Here is a 16,999-nt window from a genome sequence, read left to right as displayed (position 1 = left end):
TCAGCCGTTCGCCGCCGCGCTGACGGCGGACAGCGCCTCCGCCAGCCGTGCGGGGTCCGTGCCGCCGCCCTGGGCGAGATCGTCCTTCCCGCCGCCACCGCCGCCGAGGATGGTCGAGGCCGTGCGCACGAGCGCTCCGGCCCGGATCCCGCGCTCGCGCGCGGCGGCATTCGTCGCGACGACGACGACCGGACGACCCTTGCTGACGCCGCCGATGGCGACGACCGCGGGCGCCGACTCGCCGAGCCGCGACCGCACGTCGAGCACGAGCGTGCGCAGCTCGTCGCCGCCCACCTCGCCCGCGTCGTGCGTGACCACGCGGGTCTCCCCCACGGTCGCCGCGCCCGCGGCGAGCGAGCCCGCCTGCGCGAGCAGGGTGGCCTGCCGCAGCGTCGCCAGCTCCTTCTCCGACTCCTTGAGCCGGGTCAGCAGCCCCGACACGCGCTCGGACAGCTCGTCGGGACGTGCGCCGAGCAGGCCGGAGAGCTGCCCGACGAGCGCGCGCTCCTTCGCCTGGTACCCGTACGCGCCGGCGCCCACAAGCGCGTCGACACGCCGCACACCCGAACCGATCGCCGACTCGGACAGGAGGGTGACGAGCCCGAGCTCGCCGGACCGCTTGACGTGCGTGCCCGCGCACAGCTCCAGCGACCAGCCGTCGCCGATGTCGACGACGCGGACCTCGTTGCCGTACTTCTCGCCGAACAGGGCCATCGCGCCCTTTCCGCGGGCCTCGTCGATGTTCATCACGGAGTCGGTGATCTCGAGGTCGTCCTGGAGCCGCTCGTTGACGCGCGCCTCGATCTCCGCGACGACCTCCGACGGGGTGGCCGACGGCGAGCGGAAGTCGAAACGCAGCCGGCTGGGCGCGTTGAGCGAGCCCGCCTGCGTCGCGTTCTCCCCGATGGACTCGTGCAGCGCCTTGTGCACGAGGTGCGTCGCCGTGTGGGCGCGCGCGATCGCCCGACGGCGGTCGACGTCGATGGTCGCCGTGCCGGACTCACCGAAGGTGACGGTGCCGTCGACCAGGCGCCCGTGGTGCACGGACAGGCCCTTGACCGGAGCCTGCACGTCGTCGACCTCGATGCGCGCGCCGCCGTCGAGCACGATCACGCCCGTGTCGGCCAGCTGGCCGCCCGACTCCGCGTAGAACGGCGTCACGTCGAGCACGATCTCGACGTCCGCCGGCGCGGTCGCCGCGGGAGCGGGAACGCCGTCGACGAGCAGGCCGACGACGCGTGACCGGGACGTCGCATCGGTGTAGCCGATGAACTCGACGGGTTTGGCGTTCTCGCTGCTCAGCGTGCTGTGCAGGTCTTGGTACGCGGCGTTGTCCGCGCGGCCCGCGCGCTTGGCGAGCGCGTCCGCCCGCGCCCGGTCGCGCTGCTCCTTCATCAGGCTGCGAAACGCCGTCTCGTCGACCGTGACGCCCTGCTCCGCTGCCATCTCCAACGTGAGGTCGATCGGAAAGCCGTAGGTGTCGTGCAGCTGGAACGCCTGCGCGCCGGTGAGCGCCGCGCTCGCCTGCTTCTTGATGGTCTGCACCGCGGTGTCGAGGATCGTCGTGCCCGCCGCGAGCGTGCGGCGGAACGTGTCCTCCTCCGCGTACGCGACCTGGCTGATCCGCTCGAAGTTCGTCGCGAGCTCCGGGTAGGACGGGCTCATCGCGTCCTTGCTCAGCGGGAGCAGCGTGGGCAGCGCGAGGTCCTCGACGCCGAGCAGGCGCATCGCGCGGATGGACCGGCGCAGGAGCCGGCGCAGCACGTAGCCGCGGCCCTCGTTGGAGGGCGTGACGCCGTCGCCCATGAGCATGAGGGCGCTGCGCACGTGGTCCGCGACGACCCGCATGCGGACGTCGTCGTCGTGGGACGCGCCGTACCGCTTGCCGGACAGCTCCTGCGCTCCCCCGATGACCGGGAAGACCTCGTCGATCTCGTACAGGTTGTCGACGCCCTGCAGCAGGTACGCGACGCGCTCGAGACCCATGCCGGTGTCGATGTTCTTCTGCTTGAGGTCACCGAGGATCGGGAAGTTCTCCTTGCCGCCCCCGTCACCCCGCTCGTACTGCATGAAGACGAGGTTCCAGATCTCGAGGTAGCGGTCCTCGTCGACGACCGGACCGCCCTCGGCGCCGAACTCCGGCCCGCGGTCGACGTAGATCTCGGAGCACGGACCCGACGGCCCGCGCGCACCGGTGGACCAGAAGTTGTCCTTCCAGCCCCGGCGCTGGATGCGCTCGTCGGGCAGGCCCGCGATCTGCTTCCAGAGCGCCGCCGCCTCGTCGTCGTCGTGGAAGACCGTGACCCAGATGGTGTCGGGGTCGAAGCCGAAGCCGCCCGTCTCCCGCGACCCGGTGACCAGCTCCCAGGCGTAGGTGATCGCGCCTTCCTTGAAGTAGTCCCCGAACGAGAAGTTGCCGTTCATCTGGAAGAACGTGCCGTGCCGGGTGGTCTTGCCGACCTCCTCGATGTCGAGGGTGCGCACGCATTTCTGCACGCTGGTCGCGCGCGGCCACGGCGGGGTCTGCTCGCCGAGCATGTACGGGATGAACGGGACCATGCCGGCGATGACGAACAGGGTCGAGGGGTCGGGCGAGATCAGCGAGGCGGACGGCACGACGGCGTGGCCGTTGCCCTCGAAGTAGTCGAGCCAGCGCTGGCGGATCTCGGCGGTACGCATCGTGTCCTCGTCGTCAATCTGTGTAGGGGTAGTGCCTAGAAGAAGGTGTAGCCGTCGTCGTCGTCGGGGTCCTCGGTCGGACCGGCCCAGTCGGGGTCGCGATGACGGGCGGTGGACCATGCGCGCTTCAGGTTCTCGGTGCGCTCGGGCCGCTCGGCCTTCAACGCCTCGACGTCGACGTCGCCCACCAGGTCGTGCCGCAGCTGCTGCTCCCGCTCGGCCATCCCGGCGAGGAACTCGCTCTTGAGCGTGGCCACGGCGTGCGAGACGCGCTGCACCCCGTCGAGCGTCTCGCCGGTGCCGGCGGGCAGGTACGTGTCGACGATCGTGCGCCCCTTGCGGATCACGATCACGGTGACGACGACGCCCAGCGCGAGCCAGGTGAGGCGGCGCGCCATCATCGGCTCCGGCGCGAGCTCGCCGCGAGGCCGGACAGTGCCCGGCGCACCCCGTACGAGAACGCAGCGACCTTGATCAGCGGCGAGCCGACCGTCGCGGCGAACAGCGACGTGAGGGCCGAGACATTCTCCGACACCTGCGCGGCGGCCGTCGTGACCGTGTCGATGTTCACGAGCTGCGTGTTCGAGGACGCGACCAGCGTGGCGGTCTCGTCGAGCACCGGCACCGTGTGGTCGGTGATCTCCTTGACCGACGTCCGCGTCTCGTCCAGCACGTGCCCCAGCTTGATCAGCGGCACCGCCAAGAAGCCCACGAGCAGCACGAACGCGATCGCGGCGATCAGACCCGCGACGTCACCCACCGACATGTCCAGCCTCCTGGTCCTGGGGTCCTCGACCCCGCGGAAACCCTACCCGTCCCCGGACGCACGGACGCCCCGCAGCGCAGGTGCGCGGCGGGGCGTCCGGGAGGAGATCAGATCAGCGGGCGTAGTACTCGACGACCAGCTGGACCTCGCACGTCACGGGGATCTCGGCGCGCTTGGGGTGGCGGACCAGGACGGAGCTCAGCTTCTCGAGCTGGACGTCGAGGTAGCCCGGGACGGCCGGGAGGACGTCGCGGTGGGCACCGGCGGCGGCGACCTGGAACGGCACGGTGGCCTGGCTCTTCGGCTTGACCTGGAGCGTCTGGCCCGGCTTCACGCGGAAGGAGGGACGGTCCACGATCTTGCCGTCGACGAGCACGTGACGGTGCACGACGACCTGGCGCGCCTGCAGGATGGTGCGGGCGAAGCCCGAGCGCAGGACGAGCGCGTCCAGGCGGGTCTCGAGGTTCTCGACGAGCGCCTCACCGGTCAGGCCCGGGGCCTTGCGGGCATCCTCGTACGCACGAGCCATCTGCTTCTCGCGCAGGGCGTACTGGGCGCGGAGACGCTGCTTCTCGCGGAGGCGGACCGCGTAGTCCGACTCGGTGCGACGACGCGCACGGCCGTGCTCGCCGGGGGGGTACGGCCGCTTCTCGAAGTGCTTGACGGCCTTGGGCGTCAGCGCGAGGCCGAGGGCGCGGGAAAGGCGCACCTGGCGACGCGAGCGGGTCACGCTGCTCACAGAGTTACTTCCTGTCGTTGTAGACGTCACACCCGGAGACGGAGATGTTCCGCCGGGCGTGGGGCCGACCGTGGATGCGTCGCGTCTGTTCTCGACGCTGGCTAAGGCCCCAGGTGGCCGTCCGAGCGGGGGCGTGAGTGCACACCCTTCCCGCGGACGACCTCGACACTCTACCCTGCGACGGCCTGATCCGGAGAATCAGGCCTGGTCATCCAGGATCGCGCGGATGCGGTCCAGCCGTTCGGTGACCTGGCGCTCATAGCCGCGGTCGCTCGGCTCGTAGTACCGGGTGCCCTGCAGCTCGTCCGGCAGGTACTGCTGGGCGGCGACGGCGTGCGGCTGGTCGTGCGCGTACACGTACGACGTCCCGTGGCCCAGCACCTTGGCGCCCGCGTAGTGCGCGTCACGCAGGTGCGCCGGGACGGAGCCGATGCGGCCCGCGCGGACGTCGGCCAGCGCGCGGTCGATGCCAAGGTAGGCAGCGTTCGACTTCGGCGCCGTCGCCAGGTGGACCACGGCCTCGGCCAGGATGATCCGCGCCTCCGGCATGCCGATGAGGGCGACGGCCTGCGCGGCCGCGACCGCCGTCTGCAGGGCGCTCGGGTCCGCCATGCCGACGTCCTCCGCCGCGGAGATGACGATCCGACGGGCGATGAACCGGGGATCCTCGCCCGCCGCGATCATCCGTGCCAGGTAGTGCAGGGACGCGTCGACGTCGGAGCCGCGCACCGACTTGATGAACGCGCTGATCACGTCGTAGTGCTGGTCGCCGTCGCGGTCGTAGCGCACGGCGGCGACGTCGATCGCGCGCTCCATCGTGGCCAGGTCGACCAGGACGGGCGGTGCCGCGCCGTCTTCCGAGAGCGCCGACCCCGCCGCGGCCTCGAGGATGGTGAGCGCCTTGCGCGCGTCCCCGCCCGCCAGGCGCAGCAGGTGGTCCTCGGCGTCGTCGGACAGCGTGATCGCCCCACCGAGGCCCCGCTCGTCCTCGACCGCCCGGCGGACCAGGCGCCGCACGTCGTCCGTGTCGAGCGGCTGCAGCGTGAGCAGCAGCGACCGGGACAGCAGGGGCGAGTTGACCGAGAACGACGGGTTCTCCGTCGTCGCCGCCACGAGGGTGACCCAGCGGTTCTCCACGCTGGGCAGCAGGGCGTCCTGCTGGGCCTTGGTGAACCGGTGCACCTCGTCGATGAACAGGACCGTCTCGGTGCCGTCGGTGGCCAGGCGGCGGCGGGCGTCCTCGATGACCGCGCGCACGTCCTTGACCCCTGCGGTCACCGCGGAGAGCTCGACGAACCGGCGGCCGGACGTCGCGGCGATGAGGTACGCGAGGGTGGTCTTGCCCGTGCCCGGCGGACCCCAGAGCACCACCGAGGTGGGCGCGGCCCGACGGGCGGCCTCGTTCGCCGGCTCCACCAGACGGCGCAGCGGCGAGCCGGCGACCAGCAGGTGCTCCTGCCCGGCGACCTCGCCCAGCTCCCGCGGCCGCATGCGGACGGCGAGCGGCGCACCGGCCCCGACGGCGGGCAGACCCGTGGCCGTCGACGTGACCGCATCGAACAGGTCCATGCGGGCAGGGTACGCACGCGAACCCACATCCGAGAGCCACCGTGTGCGCGACGGCCGTTCCACCTGCGACGATGGCCCGCGTGTTCGCCCGAGTCGGTCGCGCCGTCGCCCACCATCCACGCCTCACCGTCGTCGCGTGGTTGGTGCTCGCCGTGCTCGGGTACGGGCTGGCCGTGCTCGGGGTCCACGGCGAGAGCCTCTTCGACCGGCTGAGCACGGGCGCACCGGGGGTCCCCGGCTCCGAGAGTGCCGAGGGCCGGCAGATCCTCGAGGACGCGGACGAGAGCGGGCCGTCGCTGACGCTCGTCCTCGAGGGCGTCGACCCCGCCGACCCCGACGTGGCCACGGCGCTCGCCCCGGCCCGGGAGGAGCTCGCGGCGATCGACGGCGTCGTCTCCGTGATCGACCCCCTCGKGCTGCCGGACGGCGCCGCGAACCCCGCCGCCGCGCCTCTCGTCGCGCAGGACGGCGACGGCTTCCTCGTGGTGGTCGAGCTCGAGCCCGACCTGTCCGCGGAGGACCAGCAGGCCGCGCTCGACGACGTCGAGCAACGCCTGCGGGAGATCCCCACCGACCTCGAGGTCGTCGCCCCGGGCGTCACCGGGATCGTCGGCGGGACCACGCTCATCGTCGAGGCCATCACGGCGCAGGTGGAGACCGACCTGCGCACCGGCGAGGCCATCGCGCTGCCCATCGCCCTGCTGGTCATGATCCTGGTGTTCGGGGGGTTCCTCGCCGCCTCCATGCCGATGGCCGGAGCGATCGCGTCGATCGCGGGCGGGCTCGCGGCGCTGCTGGCGTTCTCGTACGTGCTCGACCTCGACTCGTCGGTGGTCAACATCGTCACCGTGCTCGGCCTGGGGCTGTCGATCGACTGGGGCCTGCTCATGGTGTCGCGGTTCCGCGAGGAGCTGCACCACCTGGTCGACGACGACGACGGCCAGGCGAGCCGACGACGGCGCGGCGACGGTGCGGTGCTCACCGCGATCGAGCGCACGACCGCGACGGCGGGTCGGACGGTCGCCTTCTCGGCGCTCATCGTCGCCATCTCGATCGCCGGGCTCCTCGTGTTCCAGCCGCCCATCCTGCGGGCGTTCGGCGCGGCCGGGGTCGCGGTCATCGTGGTCGCTGCCGCCACGGCGCTGACCCTGGTCCCCGCGCTCCTCGTCCTGGCCGGGCGTCGCCTCATCCGGCCGAGCATCCTGGCGCGCATCCCCGGGCTGCGCGGGCTCCTGGCGCGGACCGCCGACGTCCAGACCGAGGAGGGCGTCTTCTCCCGGCTCACGGCGCGCRTCCAGCGCCATCCGTGGTTCGTCCTCGTCGGCTGCCTCGTCGTGCTCGGCATCCTCGCGCTCCCCCTGGCGCACCTCGAGCTCCGCAACTCGACCACGGAGCTGCTCCCGGCGGGCAGCACGCAGCGCGAGTTCGTCGACACCCTGGCCCGCGACTACCCGGCCGCTTCGGCGCCGGCGATCACGGTGGTCGCCCAGACCTCCCTGGACGAGGCGACGGCGTGGGCAGCCACGCTCGACGACATCGACGGTGTCGCGTCGGTCGACCCGCCGTCGCCGACCGGGTCGTACGTCGTGATCGGCGTCCGGCCCGACACGGACGACCCCGGCGACGCCGTCGCGCGCGGCGTGGTCCAGGACATCCGCGACCTCGACGCCCCGTTCCCCACGTGGGTCACCGGGCAGGCGGCGTCCCAGATCGACTTCACCGCCGCGGTCGTGGACCGGGCGCCGTGGGCGATCGCGATCGTCGCGCTGACCAGCCTGGTCCTGCTCTTCCTCATGACCGGGTCGGTCGTCGTCCCCGTCAAGGCGCTGCTCACCAACGCGATCTCGCTGGCCGCGTCCCTCGGCGTGCTCGTCTGGGTGTTCCAGGACGGCCACCTGTCCGGGCTGCTGAACTTCACGCCGACGGGCGGCATCGAGACGTACGTCATCGCGCTCGTCATCGCGTTCGCGTTCGGCCTGGCGATGGACTACGAGGTCTTCCTGCTGTCGCGGATCAAGGAGCTTGTCGACGCCGGGCTGCCCAACGACCAGGCCGTGCGCCTGGGCCTGCAGAGGTCGGGACGGATCATCACGTCCGCCGCGCTCATCGTCATCGTCGTGTTCGCCGGCTTCGTGGCGGGCCAGCTGCTCGTGATCAAGGAGGTCGGCTTCTCGCTGGCGGTCGCGGTGCTCATCGACGCGACGCTGGTCCGGATGCTGCTGGTCCCGGCCACGATGACGCTCCTGGGACGCGCCAACTGGTGGGCCCCGCCGTTCCTTCGGCGGCTGTACGACCGGCTCTCCGTCACCCACTGAGACGCGGACGGGTGAACGCGACGACCCGCCGGCTTCGAGGTTGCTAGCGTGCGCATCCCGCGACGACGCCCGAGGAGTGACCCCCGATGACCTGGCAGGACGTGCTCGGGGTCCGGTGGCACTGGCGTCCGCGGCGTGCGGTCCGGGTCGTCGTCGCGACCGCGGCGACGGTCGCCGTCGTCACTCCCCTGCTTCTCGTCCTCGTCCTCGCGTGTCTGGGGATCGGCGTGCTGTGGACGGCCGTCCTCGTCGCGACGGCGGTGCTGTTCCTCTGGGTCGCCGAGAAGTGGTGGATCGTGGTCGACCCCGACAACCTCCTGCTCTGGCTGAAGCTCCTGCCGAGCATGTGGTCCTGGGCGCACGAGGAGGACGAGGCGCCCGAGACCCGCGGCAACCCGTCGATCGAGCAGGAGAACGGGCCGACGAGGCCGTGGTGACTCAGTCCGGAGGCGTTGCCGCGCCGGCCGGCGAGAACGACGTCAGCTCGGCCTCGGTGCGGTAGCCGAGGCGGTGATAGATCCGGCGCGCGTCGTCGTTGTCCGCGTACATGCCGAGCGACACCCAGGACGCGCCGTGCTCCAGGCCGGCCCGGGTCACCGCCGCCGTGAGTGCGCTGCCCAGGCCCGTGCCGCGCTGGCCCGGGAGGACGCCGAGCCCGTGCACGTGCCAGGACCGAGCGTCGCCGGGACCGCTGCGCTCGGACGCGCCGACGACGCCGACGAGCTCGCCGTCGCCGACGCCCCACCAGCCCAGCTCGTCGGGACCGGTCGGATCGGCCGACGTCCCCGGGTTGGCCACCCGCAGGCACGCGCGGATCGCCTCCGCGTCGCCGACGGGGTCCAGCCGACGGACCTCGCGCTCCCCCGGCACGGCGGGCGGCGCCACATCGCTCGTCATCCAGTCCCACTGCGAGAACGGGACGAGCGCGAGGCGCGCGAGCGTGTCGGCGGTCGGCGCCGAGCCGCGGGGCACGCTCATCCAGCGGACCGCGCCCCGGTCGAGGCCGGCGACGAGACCGTCGACGACGCCCGCATCGCCGCGACCGAGGAGGGTCGGGCGCTCGGGGCCGCCCAGCACCAGCAGGAGGCCGTCGTCGTCGCCGTGCACCTCGACGGCGTCCCACCGTGACCGGTCGCCGACGATCATCCGGTCCTCCCGCCAACGCGGCGGGAGGCGCTCGAGCAGGTCCGCCATCAGGCCTCGGTCGCGACCTTCGCCTTGGCGTCCACGCCGGCCTCGCGGCGCTGCTGCGGCGTGATCGGCGCCGGCGCCGCCGTCAGCGGGTCGAAGCCGCCGCCCGACTTCGGGAACGCGATGACGTCGCGGATCGACTCCGAGCCCGTCAGCAGCGCGAGGATGCGGTCCCAACCGAAGGCGATCCCGCCGTGCGGCGGCGCGCCGAACTGGAACGCCTTGAGCAGGAAGCCGAACTTCTCCTGCGCCTCGTCCGGCCCGATGCCCATGACGTCGAACACGCGCTCCTGCACGTCACGCCGGTGGATACGGATCGAGCCGCCGCCGATCTCGTTGCCGTTGCACACGATGTCGTACGCGTAGGCCAGGGCGGCACCCGGGTCCTGCTCGAACGTGTCGATCCAGTCGGGGGTCGGCGACGTGAACGCGTGGTGCACGGCCGTCCAGGCACCCTCGCCGACCGCGACGTCGTCGTCCTCGCCCGTGGGCTTGAACAGCGGGGCGTCGACCACCCACACGAACTTCCACTCGTTCTCGTCGATCAGCCCGCCGCGGCGGCCGATCTCGAGCCGCGCTGCGCCGAGGAGGGCGCGGGCGTCGTTGATCGGCCCCGCAGCGAAGAAGACCGCGTCGCCAGGGCTGGCGCCCACGGCGGCCACGAGGCCCGCACGCTCGGCCTCGGAGATGTTCTTGGCCACCGGGCCGCCGAGCTCGCCGTCCTCGCCGACCGTGACGTACGCAAGGCCCTTGGCGCCGCGCTGCTTGGCCCACTCCTGCCACGCGTCGAACCCGCGGCGGGGCGTCGAGCCGCCGCCCGGCTGCACGACGGCGCCGACGTACGGCGCCTGGAACACACGGAACGGCGTGTCGGCGAAGAACGACGTCAGCTCGACCAGCTCGAGCCCGAACCGGAGGTCGGGCTTGTCGTTGCCGTAGCGCGCCATCGACTCCGCGAACGTGATGCGCGGGATCGGCGTCGGGACGGTCACCCCGATGAGGTCCCACAGCGCGACGAGGATCTGCTCGCCGAGGGCGATCACGTCGTCCTGCTCGACAAAGCTCATCTCGACGTCGAGCTGCGTGAACTCCGGCTGACGGTCCGCGCGGAAGTCCTCGTCGCGGTAGCAGCGGGCGATCTGGTAGTACCGCTCGAGCCCGCCGACCATCAGCAGCTGCTTGAACAGCTGCGGCGACTGCGGCAGGGCGTACCAGGACCCGGGCGCCAGCCGCGCGGGCACCAGGAAGTCGCGGGCGCCCTCGGGCGTCGAGCGCGTCAGCGTCGGGGTCTCGACCTCGACGAAGTCCTGCGCGTCGAGCACGCGACGGGCGGCCTGGTTGGCCTTGGCGCGCAGGCGCATCGCGCGGGCGGGGGCCGGCCGGCGCAGGTCGAGGTAGCGGTACTTGAGGCGAGCCTCCTCGCCGACGACCTCGTCGAGGGACGACGAGACCTGGAACGGGAGCGGCTCGGACTCGTTGAGCACCACGACGTCGGTGGCGACGAGCTCGACCTCACCGGTCGCGAGGTTGGGGTTCTCGTTGCCCGCGGGCCGACGGCCGACCTCGCCCGTCACCTGCAGCACGTACTCCGCGCGCAACCCGTGCGCCACGGCCTCGTCGCGGACGACGACCTGGGCGATGCCCGAGGCGTCCCGCAGGTCCACGAACGCGACCCCACCGTGATCGCGCCGCCGGTCCACCCAGCCCGTGAGGGTGACGGTGGTACCGATGTGCTCGGCTCGCAGCGAGCCGGCCGTGTGGGTGCGGAGCACGGAGGGTCCTTCGGGGTCGAGGGTGGGAGCGCCCGTCGGACGCCCGCACGATCTTAGTGCCCGTGCGGTGAGGGGTCCGCCGTCAGTTCGATGGTCGTGCGCACGCGGGTCACGCTAGGCGCCGTCGGGACCGAGGAGAACCCGAAACGCACCGCCGGCACGACGGACGCCAGTGCCCCGAGGTCCGCCGAGCCCCAGAGTGCCCGGACCGCCGTGATCGCGTGCTGGTCGGTCGCGGTGTACCACTCGCGATACCCCCGACCCGTGGTGCCACGGGTGCGGACACCGTCCAGGAGCACCTGGGCGAAGGGATCCACGGCGGTGGCGACGAGGGGCGCGACCTTCTCGTGCCGCGGGACGACGACGAGCAGGCGGCCGATGCCCGTGCGGGGCCCGATGCCGATGTCCGCGGTCAGGGGTCCGGCGCGCAGGCGCCACCGCCGGCGGGCCTCATCGGCGCGCAGCCCGACCGGGACTACGTGGACGGCGTCGAACTCGTACGCCGATGCCACCAGCTCCCCCACGTCGTCCCGAGGCGCCAGGAGCAGGCGGGTGCCGTCCGCGCGCTCGACCATGACATCGACGAAGGGACCGAGCGGCGAGCCGAGCCAGCGACCGACCACCACGCGGGTCCCCTCCGCGGTGCCGAAACCGGCGATGTGGCCGTCGAACGCGAGCCGGGTCACGCCGGAGGCCGATGTCGTCACCGCGCCACGCTAGGCGCGGTCGGCGCTCTGCGCCCGTCGTCAGAACAGGACGGGCTGCGCCGTCGCGACAGTCGGCTCGTGAACCGGCAGCCCGGCGTCGGCGATGCTCCCCGTCGGGTACGAGCCCTCCCCGGTAACCCGGTGGCCGCCGCCCCGACCGGCGAAGCCGTACCGGACCATCAGCGGCCGGATCCGCTCGTCGAGCCACGCCGCGTACTCGCGCGGGGCGTACGCGCCCTTCCCGTACAGCTCCTGGTACCTGGGCAGCAGCGCGGGAGCGTGCTCGGCCAGCCAGGTGAAGAACAGGGGCTTGACCGGCCCCCGCAGGTGCAGCGGGAGCACAGTCACACCTGTCGCGCCGGCGCTCGCCAGCTCCCGCAGCAGGGCGTCGAGCTGCCGGCGGTCGTCCGTGAGCCAGGGCAGCACCGGCGCGACCATGACGCCGCACGGCAGCCCGGCATCCCGGATGGCGCGGATCAGATCCAGGCGCGCCCGGGGCGTCGGCGTCCCTGGCTCCATCGCCTGCTGCAGCGACTCGTCCCCGATGGCCAGGGAGACGCCGATCCCGACCGGCACCGTCCGCGCGACCTCCGCGAGGAGCGGGAGGTCCCGACGCAGCAGCGTGCCCTTGGTGAGGATCGAGAGCGGCGTCCCGCTCGCCGCCAGAGCCTCGATGATCCCCGGCATGAACCGGTATCGGCCCTCCACCCGCTGGTAGGGGTCCGTGTTCGTGCCGAGCGCCACGTGCTCACGCTTCCAGCTCGGCCGGGCGAGCTCGGCCCGCAGCACCTCGACGACGTGCGTCTTGACGACGATCTGCGTCTCGAAGTCGCGGCCGGCGTCCATGTCGAGGTACTCGTGCGTCGGGCGGGCGAAGCAGTAGGAGCATCCGTGAAGGCAGCCCCTCGTCGGGTTGACCGTCCAGCGGAACGGCATCCGCGACGCCTCGGGCACCTTGTTCAACGCGCTCTTGCACGTCACCTCGTGAAACGTGACCCCGGCGAACTCCGGCGTCCGCACGCTGCGCTGGAGCCCAGCCAGGGCGAGACCGGGCAGCGCGGTCGCCTCGGCGGTGCCCAGCTTCTGCCCGTCCCATCGCATGCACCCATGCGAACATGTGTTCGAACCGGTGTCAAGCAGGCGCTCCGGTTGCCGTGCCGCAGCGCCACCCGCACGCTCGGTCGATGGGAACCGCGCAGGTCGACGCCCCCGATGCCCGCACGGAGCACCCGCAGCGGGGCGTCGGCAGCGTGCTCGTGCTCGCGCTGCTCGTCGCCGTGAACTTCGTCGTCGGCGGGCTGGGCGGGTTGTCGGCGGCGTCCGGCGTGGACGGCTGGTACGCGGACGCCGAGAAGGTCCCGTGGAACCCACCGAGCTGGGTCTTCGCCCCGGCCTGGAGCGTGCTGTACGTGCTCATGGGCGTCGCGGCGTGGCTCGTCTGGCGCCGCGGTGGCTGGGCGCCGGCACGCCGGGCGCTCCCGCTCTACATCGTCCAGCTGGCCCTCAACGCCGCATGGACGCCCATCTTCTTCAGCGGCCGGCTCGTGTGGGTCGCTTCCGCCGTCATCGTTGCGCTGGAGGTCGTGCTCATCGCCACGGCCGTCGCGTTCTGGAAGCACTCGCACGTCGCGTCGTGGCTCCTCGGCCCCTACCTGACGTGGGTGGCCTTCGCGACGACGCTCAACCTCGGCATCGCCGTCCTCAACTGACCGCCGGCACCACCCGCGGCCAGAGGTCTGCCTCGACGGGCGCCCACGATGCGGCGTCGGCGTCCACCTGCTCGCCGGAGCGGATGTCCTTGACCTGGTCGGGGGCGCCCGCGTCGTCGGCCACGAACCACACGAACGGGATCCCTCGGCGGTCGGCGTGCCGGATCTGCTTGCCGAACTTGGCCGCGGACGGCGCCACCTCGACGGGGATGCCGCGGGCGCGGAGAGCGGCGGCCACGGCGTCGGACCGGTCGCGGTCGTCCTCGTTGGTGACGGCCACCAGGACGGCGCTCGGCACGGACCGCGTCGCCGCGACGAGACCGCTGCCGATCAGTCGGGACACCAGCCGGGACACCCCGATCGACAAGCCGACGCCCGGGTAGGTCGTGGCGCCGTCGGAGGCGAGCGTGTCGTAGCGCCCGCCCGAGCAGATCGAGCCCAGCTGCTCGTGACCGACCAGCACGGTCTCGTAGACGGACCCGGTGTAGTAGTCGAGACCGCGGGCGATCTTGAGGTCGGCGACGACGACGCCGGGCGCGCGCACGGCAGCAGCGCGGATGAGGGCACCCAGCTCGGCCAGGCCCTCGTCGAGAAGCTCGTTGGTCTCGCCGGCGAGCTCCCGCACCCGGTCGACGACCGACTCGTCGGAACCGCTGATGGACGCGAGCTCGAGGCACTTGCGGGCCTGGTCCTGGTCGGCGCCGGCCTCGGCGACGAGGAGCGCCGCGACCTTGTCCGGCCCGATCTTGTCGAGCTTGTCGATGTTGCGCAGAACGGCCTCGACGTCCGTCAACCCGAGACCCCGGTAGAACCCCTCGGCGACCTTGCGGTTGTTCACCAGGATGCGCACCGGCGGCACGCCGATCTCCTGCAGCGCGCCCAGCGCCTCCGCCATCACCAGCGGCAGCTCGACCTCGTAGTGGTACGGCAGCGCGCCGGCCCCGACGACGTCGATGTCCGCCTGGACGAACTCGCGGAAGCGGCCGTCCTGGGGCCGCTCGCCACGCCAGACCTTCTGGATCTGGTAGCGACGGAACGGGAACGCGAGATGGCCCGCGTTCTCCAGCACGTACCGGGCGAACGGCACGGTGAGGTCGAAGTGCAGGCCGAGCGTCCCGGCGCGGTCCGGCTCGGCGCCGGCCTCCTCCTGGAGCCGACGCAGCACGTAGACCTCCTTGGAGGTCTCGCCCTTGCGCAGCAGCTGGTCGAGCGGCTCGACCGCACGCGTCTCGATGCCCGCGAACCCGTGCAGCTCGAACGTCCGCCGCAGGACGTCGAGCACGTGCTGCTCGACGAGGCGCCCCTCGGGGAGCCACTCGGGGAATCCGGACAGGGGGGTCGGTCGCGCCATGGGGCCCGATCCTTCCAGACGCTCGCAGGTGCCAGGGACCGGCTATCGACTCCTGAGGTACGGGTTGTCCGCGAGCTCGGTGGCGATGTCGCTGGTCGGGCCGTGCCCGGGTACGACGACGGTCTCCGACGGCAGGGTCGCGACCACCTCCCGCAAGGTCCGCGCCATCGTCGCGCCGTCGCCTCCGGGCAGGTCCGTCCGGCCGATCGTCCCCGCGAACAGGACGTCGCCGGTGAACGCGATCGCGTCCACCAGGTACAGCGTCGAGCCCTCCGTGTGCCCCGGGGCGTGGCGCGCCGTCACCCGCAGGTCCCCGAACGTGAGGACGACGTCGGTCGACCGTTCGTCGTCGGCGGACCCGAAGGTCTCGACCCGGCCCGGTGCGACGTACCCCGCCGGGTCCACGCCGACGGCGGCCAGCGCCTGCGCGAGCGGACCGGACGGGTCGTGCGTGGGCTCCCCCAGCCCGAGCGTCCCGAACGGGTCCTGAAGGCGGTAGGCGTCGGCGGCGTGGAGCACCACCGGCACGCCGAGGGCGTCGGAGAGCCTGCCGGCGTCCCAGGTGTGGTCGACGTGGCCGTGCGTCGCCAGGACCGCGGCGGGCCGCAAGCCTCGCGCGGCGACCAGCCTGAGGACCTCGTCGGTGACAGCGGCGCCGGCGTCGATGACGACGCACGTCCCGTCGTCGTGGACCAGCACGCTGCAGCGTGCGCCGAACACCGCGGAGACGACCGTGACGACCTGCATGACAGGCACGGTAGCCGCCCGACGTGGCCGGACTGTGATGTCACGCGGTGGCGCCGCTGGTCGCCGGAAGCCGAGGCTTGCCTAGACTGTCCCGGGTTCCCTACATGCAGTGCAGCAGGCGGACGACCTGCCGCACCGCACGACGACGCGAGGAGTGTGCGTGTCCAGCAAGCGCGAGCGTGAGTACGAGCGCCGCCGGTACGAGAAGTGGCAGGAGCGTCAGGCCAAGGCGCGCGCAGCGAAGCACCGCCAGCGGGTCATCGCCGGCAGCATCGTCGGCGCGCTCATCCTGAGCACCGGTGTGGTCGCGGCGTTCGCGCTGACTCGCAGCGACACGCCCGCCGCCTCGCCGAGCCCCTCGGTCACGTCCACCGCTCCCCCGGCGAACGCCGCCGAGGTGCCGGACCCGTCGCTCGCGCAGAACCGCACCTGGACCGGCGACATCAAGCTCACGCAAGGCGATCTCGGCATCGAGCTCGACGGCGCGGCGGCTCCGCAGGCCGTCGCCAACTTCGTCACGCTCGCCGGCTCGGGCTTCTTCGACACGACGAAGTGCCACCGCCTCACCGGCGAGCAGGAGGGTCTCTACGTCCTGCAGTGCGGCGACCCGACCGCCCTCGGCACCGCCGACCCGACCACCGGCGGCTCCGGCGGTCCCGGCTACACCTGGGGCCCGATCGAGAACGCACCCGCCGACGGCGTCTACCCCGCCGGCACGATCGCGATGGCACGGACCCAGAACGACGGCAGCTCCATGGGCAGCCAGTTCTTCCTGGTCTACAAGGACTCACCGATTCCCGCAGACAGTGCGGGTGGCTACACCGTGTTCGGCCACATCACGTCCGGGATGGACGTGCTGCAGGCCATCGCCGACGCGGGCACCGTCGAAGGGACCTCGGTCCCGGTGTCCGACGTCATCATCGAGGGAGTGAACATCCAGTGACTCAGACCCCGACCTCCGGACCCGAATCCGACGACTCCGTCCCGGCCACCGAGGCCGAGCAGCCCGAGACGGCTGCGGTGCCCGACGAGGTCGACGCTGCGGCTCCCGACACGGCTGGTGAGGACGCTCCCGACGAGGTTGCTGTCGACGAGGCCCCGGCCGACGAGGCCGCCGCCGAGGCTCCTGTCGAGGCTCCTGTCGAGGAGGCTCCCGCCGAGGTCGCTCCGGTCGACGAGGCCGCTGTCGAGGAGGCTCCCGTCGAGGTCGCTCCGGTCGACGAGGTAGCCACGGACGAGGCTCCCGTTGTCGAGGCTCCTGTCGACGAGGCGCCCGCGGACGAGGCACCCGGCGACGAGGCCGACGGCGACGTGATCGTCGGCGCCGGGACGTCGGCTGACGTCGACGAGGCCGTCGAGGCCCCCGCCGGCTGGGTTCTGCCCCAAGTGCGGCACCCACTTCGACTTCACGCCCGCGCTCAACCCCGGCGACGTGGTCGGCGGACAGTACGAGG

The 16,999-nt window shown here is 72.4% G+C and carries 16 protein-coding genes; 5 read left to right on the top strand and 11 right to left on the bottom strand.

Annotated features, from left to right (window positions below):
• From alaS to AC1DYZ_RS09325, 5 genes are all read right to left on the bottom strand, one after another.
• On the bottom strand, positions 1 to 2,679 hold the full coding sequence (gene alaS / locus AC1DYZ_RS09345) for an alanine--tRNA ligase (protein ID WP_477064932.1): 2,679 nt from the start codon (positions 2,677 to 2,679) through the stop codon (positions 1 to 3).
• A 35-nt stretch (positions 2,680 to 2,714) separates the two neighbouring features.
• Complete coding sequence (locus tag AC1DYZ_RS09340) at positions 2,715 to 3,077, bottom strand: hypothetical protein (RefSeq protein ID WP_477064931.1); 363 nt, start codon at positions 3,075 to 3,077, stop codon at positions 2,715 to 2,717.
• On the bottom strand, positions 3,077 to 3,445 hold the full coding sequence (locus AC1DYZ_RS09335; RefSeq protein WP_477064930.1) for a DUF948 domain-containing protein: 369 nt from the start codon (positions 3,443 to 3,445) through the stop codon (positions 3,077 to 3,079). Before AC1DYZ_RS09335 ends, AC1DYZ_RS09340 begins: the two co-directional genes overlap by 1 nt.
• A 112-nt stretch (positions 3,446 to 3,557) precedes the next feature.
• On the bottom strand, positions 3,558 to 4,184 hold the full coding sequence (rpsD, locus tag AC1DYZ_RS09330; protein WP_456824634.1) for a 30S ribosomal protein S4: 627 nt from the start codon (positions 4,182 to 4,184) through the stop codon (positions 3,558 to 3,560).
• Positions 4,185 to 4,382: 198 nt separating this feature from the next.
• Positions 4,383 to 5,753 carry a replication-associated recombination protein A gene (locus AC1DYZ_RS09325; protein ID WP_477064929.1) on the bottom strand — a complete coding sequence of 457 codons (1,371 nt, stop codon included), beginning with the start codon at positions 5,751 to 5,753 and terminating at the stop codon, positions 4,383 to 4,385.
• 71 nt (positions 5,754 to 5,824) lie between these two features.
• On the opposite strand from AC1DYZ_RS09325, the gene AC1DYZ_RS09320 reads away from it, so the two are divergent.
• Complete coding sequence (locus tag AC1DYZ_RS09320) at positions 5,825 to 8,068, top strand: MMPL family transporter (RefSeq protein WP_477064928.1); 2,244 nt, start codon at positions 5,825 to 5,827, stop codon at positions 8,066 to 8,068.
• 86 nt (positions 8,069 to 8,154) lie between these two features.
• On the top strand, positions 8,155 to 8,505 hold the full coding sequence (locus AC1DYZ_RS09315; RefSeq protein WP_477064927.1) for a hypothetical protein: 351 nt from the start codon (positions 8,155 to 8,157) through the stop codon (positions 8,503 to 8,505).
• A 1-nt stretch (position 8,506) separates the two neighbouring features.
• On the opposite strand, the gene AC1DYZ_RS09310 is transcribed toward AC1DYZ_RS09315, so the two are convergent.
• The 4 genes from AC1DYZ_RS09310 to AC1DYZ_RS09295 are packed head-to-tail and all read right to left on the bottom strand — an operon-like array spanning position 8,507 to position 12,839.
• Entirely contained in the window at positions 8,507 to 9,262 is a 756-nt protein-coding gene (locus tag AC1DYZ_RS09310) for a GNAT family N-acetyltransferase (RefSeq protein ID WP_477064926.1), read from the bottom strand.
• A complete protein-coding gene (gene aspS / locus AC1DYZ_RS09305) occupies positions 9,262 to 11,031 on the bottom strand; it encodes an aspartate--tRNA ligase (RefSeq protein WP_477064925.1) in 1,770 nt (589 codons plus the stop codon). The genes AC1DYZ_RS09310 and aspS overlap by 1 nt, the downstream gene beginning before the upstream one ends.
• A 53-nt stretch (positions 11,032 to 11,084) precedes the next feature.
• Positions 11,085 to 11,738 carry a hypothetical protein gene (locus AC1DYZ_RS09300; protein ID WP_477064924.1) on the bottom strand — a complete coding sequence of 218 codons (654 nt, stop codon included), beginning with the start codon at positions 11,736 to 11,738 and terminating at the stop codon, positions 11,085 to 11,087.
• A 39-nt stretch (positions 11,739 to 11,777) separates the two neighbouring features.
• Positions 11,778 to 12,839 carry an Rv2578c family radical SAM protein gene (locus AC1DYZ_RS09295; RefSeq protein ID WP_477064923.1) on the bottom strand — a complete coding sequence of 354 codons (1,062 nt, stop codon included), beginning with the start codon at positions 12,837 to 12,839 and terminating at the stop codon, positions 11,778 to 11,780.
• Between the two features lie 83 nt (positions 12,840 to 12,922).
• Here AC1DYZ_RS09295 and AC1DYZ_RS09290 point away from each other — a divergent pair, with 83 nt between their 5' ends.
• Positions 12,923 to 13,447, top strand: coding sequence for a TspO/MBR family protein (locus tag AC1DYZ_RS09290; protein ID WP_477064922.1), 525 nt, complete (start codon positions 12,923 to 12,925; stop codon positions 13,445 to 13,447).
• Here AC1DYZ_RS09290 and hisS read toward each other — a convergent pair.
• Positions 13,440 to 14,798 (bottom strand): histidine--tRNA ligase, encoded by a 1,359-nt coding sequence (gene hisS / locus AC1DYZ_RS09285; RefSeq protein WP_477064921.1) that lies wholly within the window; start codon positions 14,796 to 14,798, stop codon positions 13,440 to 13,442. The genes AC1DYZ_RS09290 and hisS overlap by 8 nt on opposite strands.
• Before the next feature lie 42 nt (positions 14,799 to 14,840).
• On the bottom strand, positions 14,841 to 15,545 hold the full coding sequence (locus tag AC1DYZ_RS09280) for an MBL fold metallo-hydrolase (protein WP_477064920.1): 705 nt from the start codon (positions 15,543 to 15,545) through the stop codon (positions 14,841 to 14,843).
• Positions 15,546 to 15,705: 160 nt separating this feature from the next.
• Here AC1DYZ_RS09280 and AC1DYZ_RS09275 point away from each other — a divergent pair, with 160 nt between their 5' ends.
• A complete protein-coding gene (locus AC1DYZ_RS09275) occupies positions 15,706 to 16,488 on the top strand; it encodes a peptidylprolyl isomerase (RefSeq protein ID WP_477064919.1) in 783 nt (260 codons plus the stop codon).
• Positions 16,485 to 16,999: hypothetical protein (locus AC1DYZ_RS09270; protein WP_477064918.1), on the top strand; the 515-nt coding region annotated here is incomplete at its 3' end. The genes AC1DYZ_RS09275 and AC1DYZ_RS09270, both read left to right, overlap by 4 nt.

This window comes from Cellulomonas sp. P1_C4 (assembly GCF_056406355.1).
This window is presented reverse-complemented; position numbering and strand designations above follow the sequence as displayed.

Bases quoted from the DNA above. Each gene is read 5' to 3' on its own strand.
- alaS (WP_477064932.1), bottom strand. From the start codon at position 2,679: ATGCGTACCGCCGAGATCCGCCAGCGCTGGCTCGACTACTTCGAGGGC.
- AC1DYZ_RS09340 (WP_477064931.1), bottom strand. From the start codon at position 3,077: ATGGCGCGCCGCCTCACCTGGCTCGCGCTGGGCGTCGTCGTCACCGTG.
- AC1DYZ_RS09335 (WP_477064930.1), bottom strand. From the start codon at position 3,445: ATGTCGGTGGGTGACGTCGCGGGTCTGATCGCCGCGATCGCGTTCGTG.
- AC1DYZ_RS09325 (WP_477064929.1), bottom strand. From the start codon at position 5,753: ATGGACCTGTTCGATGCGGTCACGTCGACGGCCACGGGTCTGCCCGCC.
- AC1DYZ_RS09315 (WP_477064927.1), top strand. From the start codon at position 8,155: ATGACCTGGCAGGACGTGCTCGGGGTCCGGTGGCACTGGCGTCCGCGG.
- AC1DYZ_RS09310 (WP_477064926.1), bottom strand. From the start codon at position 9,262: ATGGCGGACCTGCTCGAGCGCCTCCCGCCGCGTTGGCGGGAGGACCGG.
- AC1DYZ_RS09295 (WP_477064923.1), bottom strand. From the start codon at position 12,839: ATGCGATGGGACGGGCAGAAGCTGGGCACCGCCGAGGCGACCGCGCTG.
- AC1DYZ_RS09290 (WP_477064922.1), top strand. From the start codon at position 12,923: ATGGGAACCGCGCAGGTCGACGCCCCCGATGCCCGCACGGAGCACCCG.
- hisS (WP_477064921.1), bottom strand. From the start codon at position 14,798: ATGGCGCGACCGACCCCCCTGTCCGGATTCCCCGAGTGGCTCCCCGAG.
- AC1DYZ_RS09280 (WP_477064920.1), bottom strand. From the start codon at position 15,545: ATGCAGGTCGTCACGGTCGTCTCCGCGGTGTTCGGCGCACGCTGCAGC.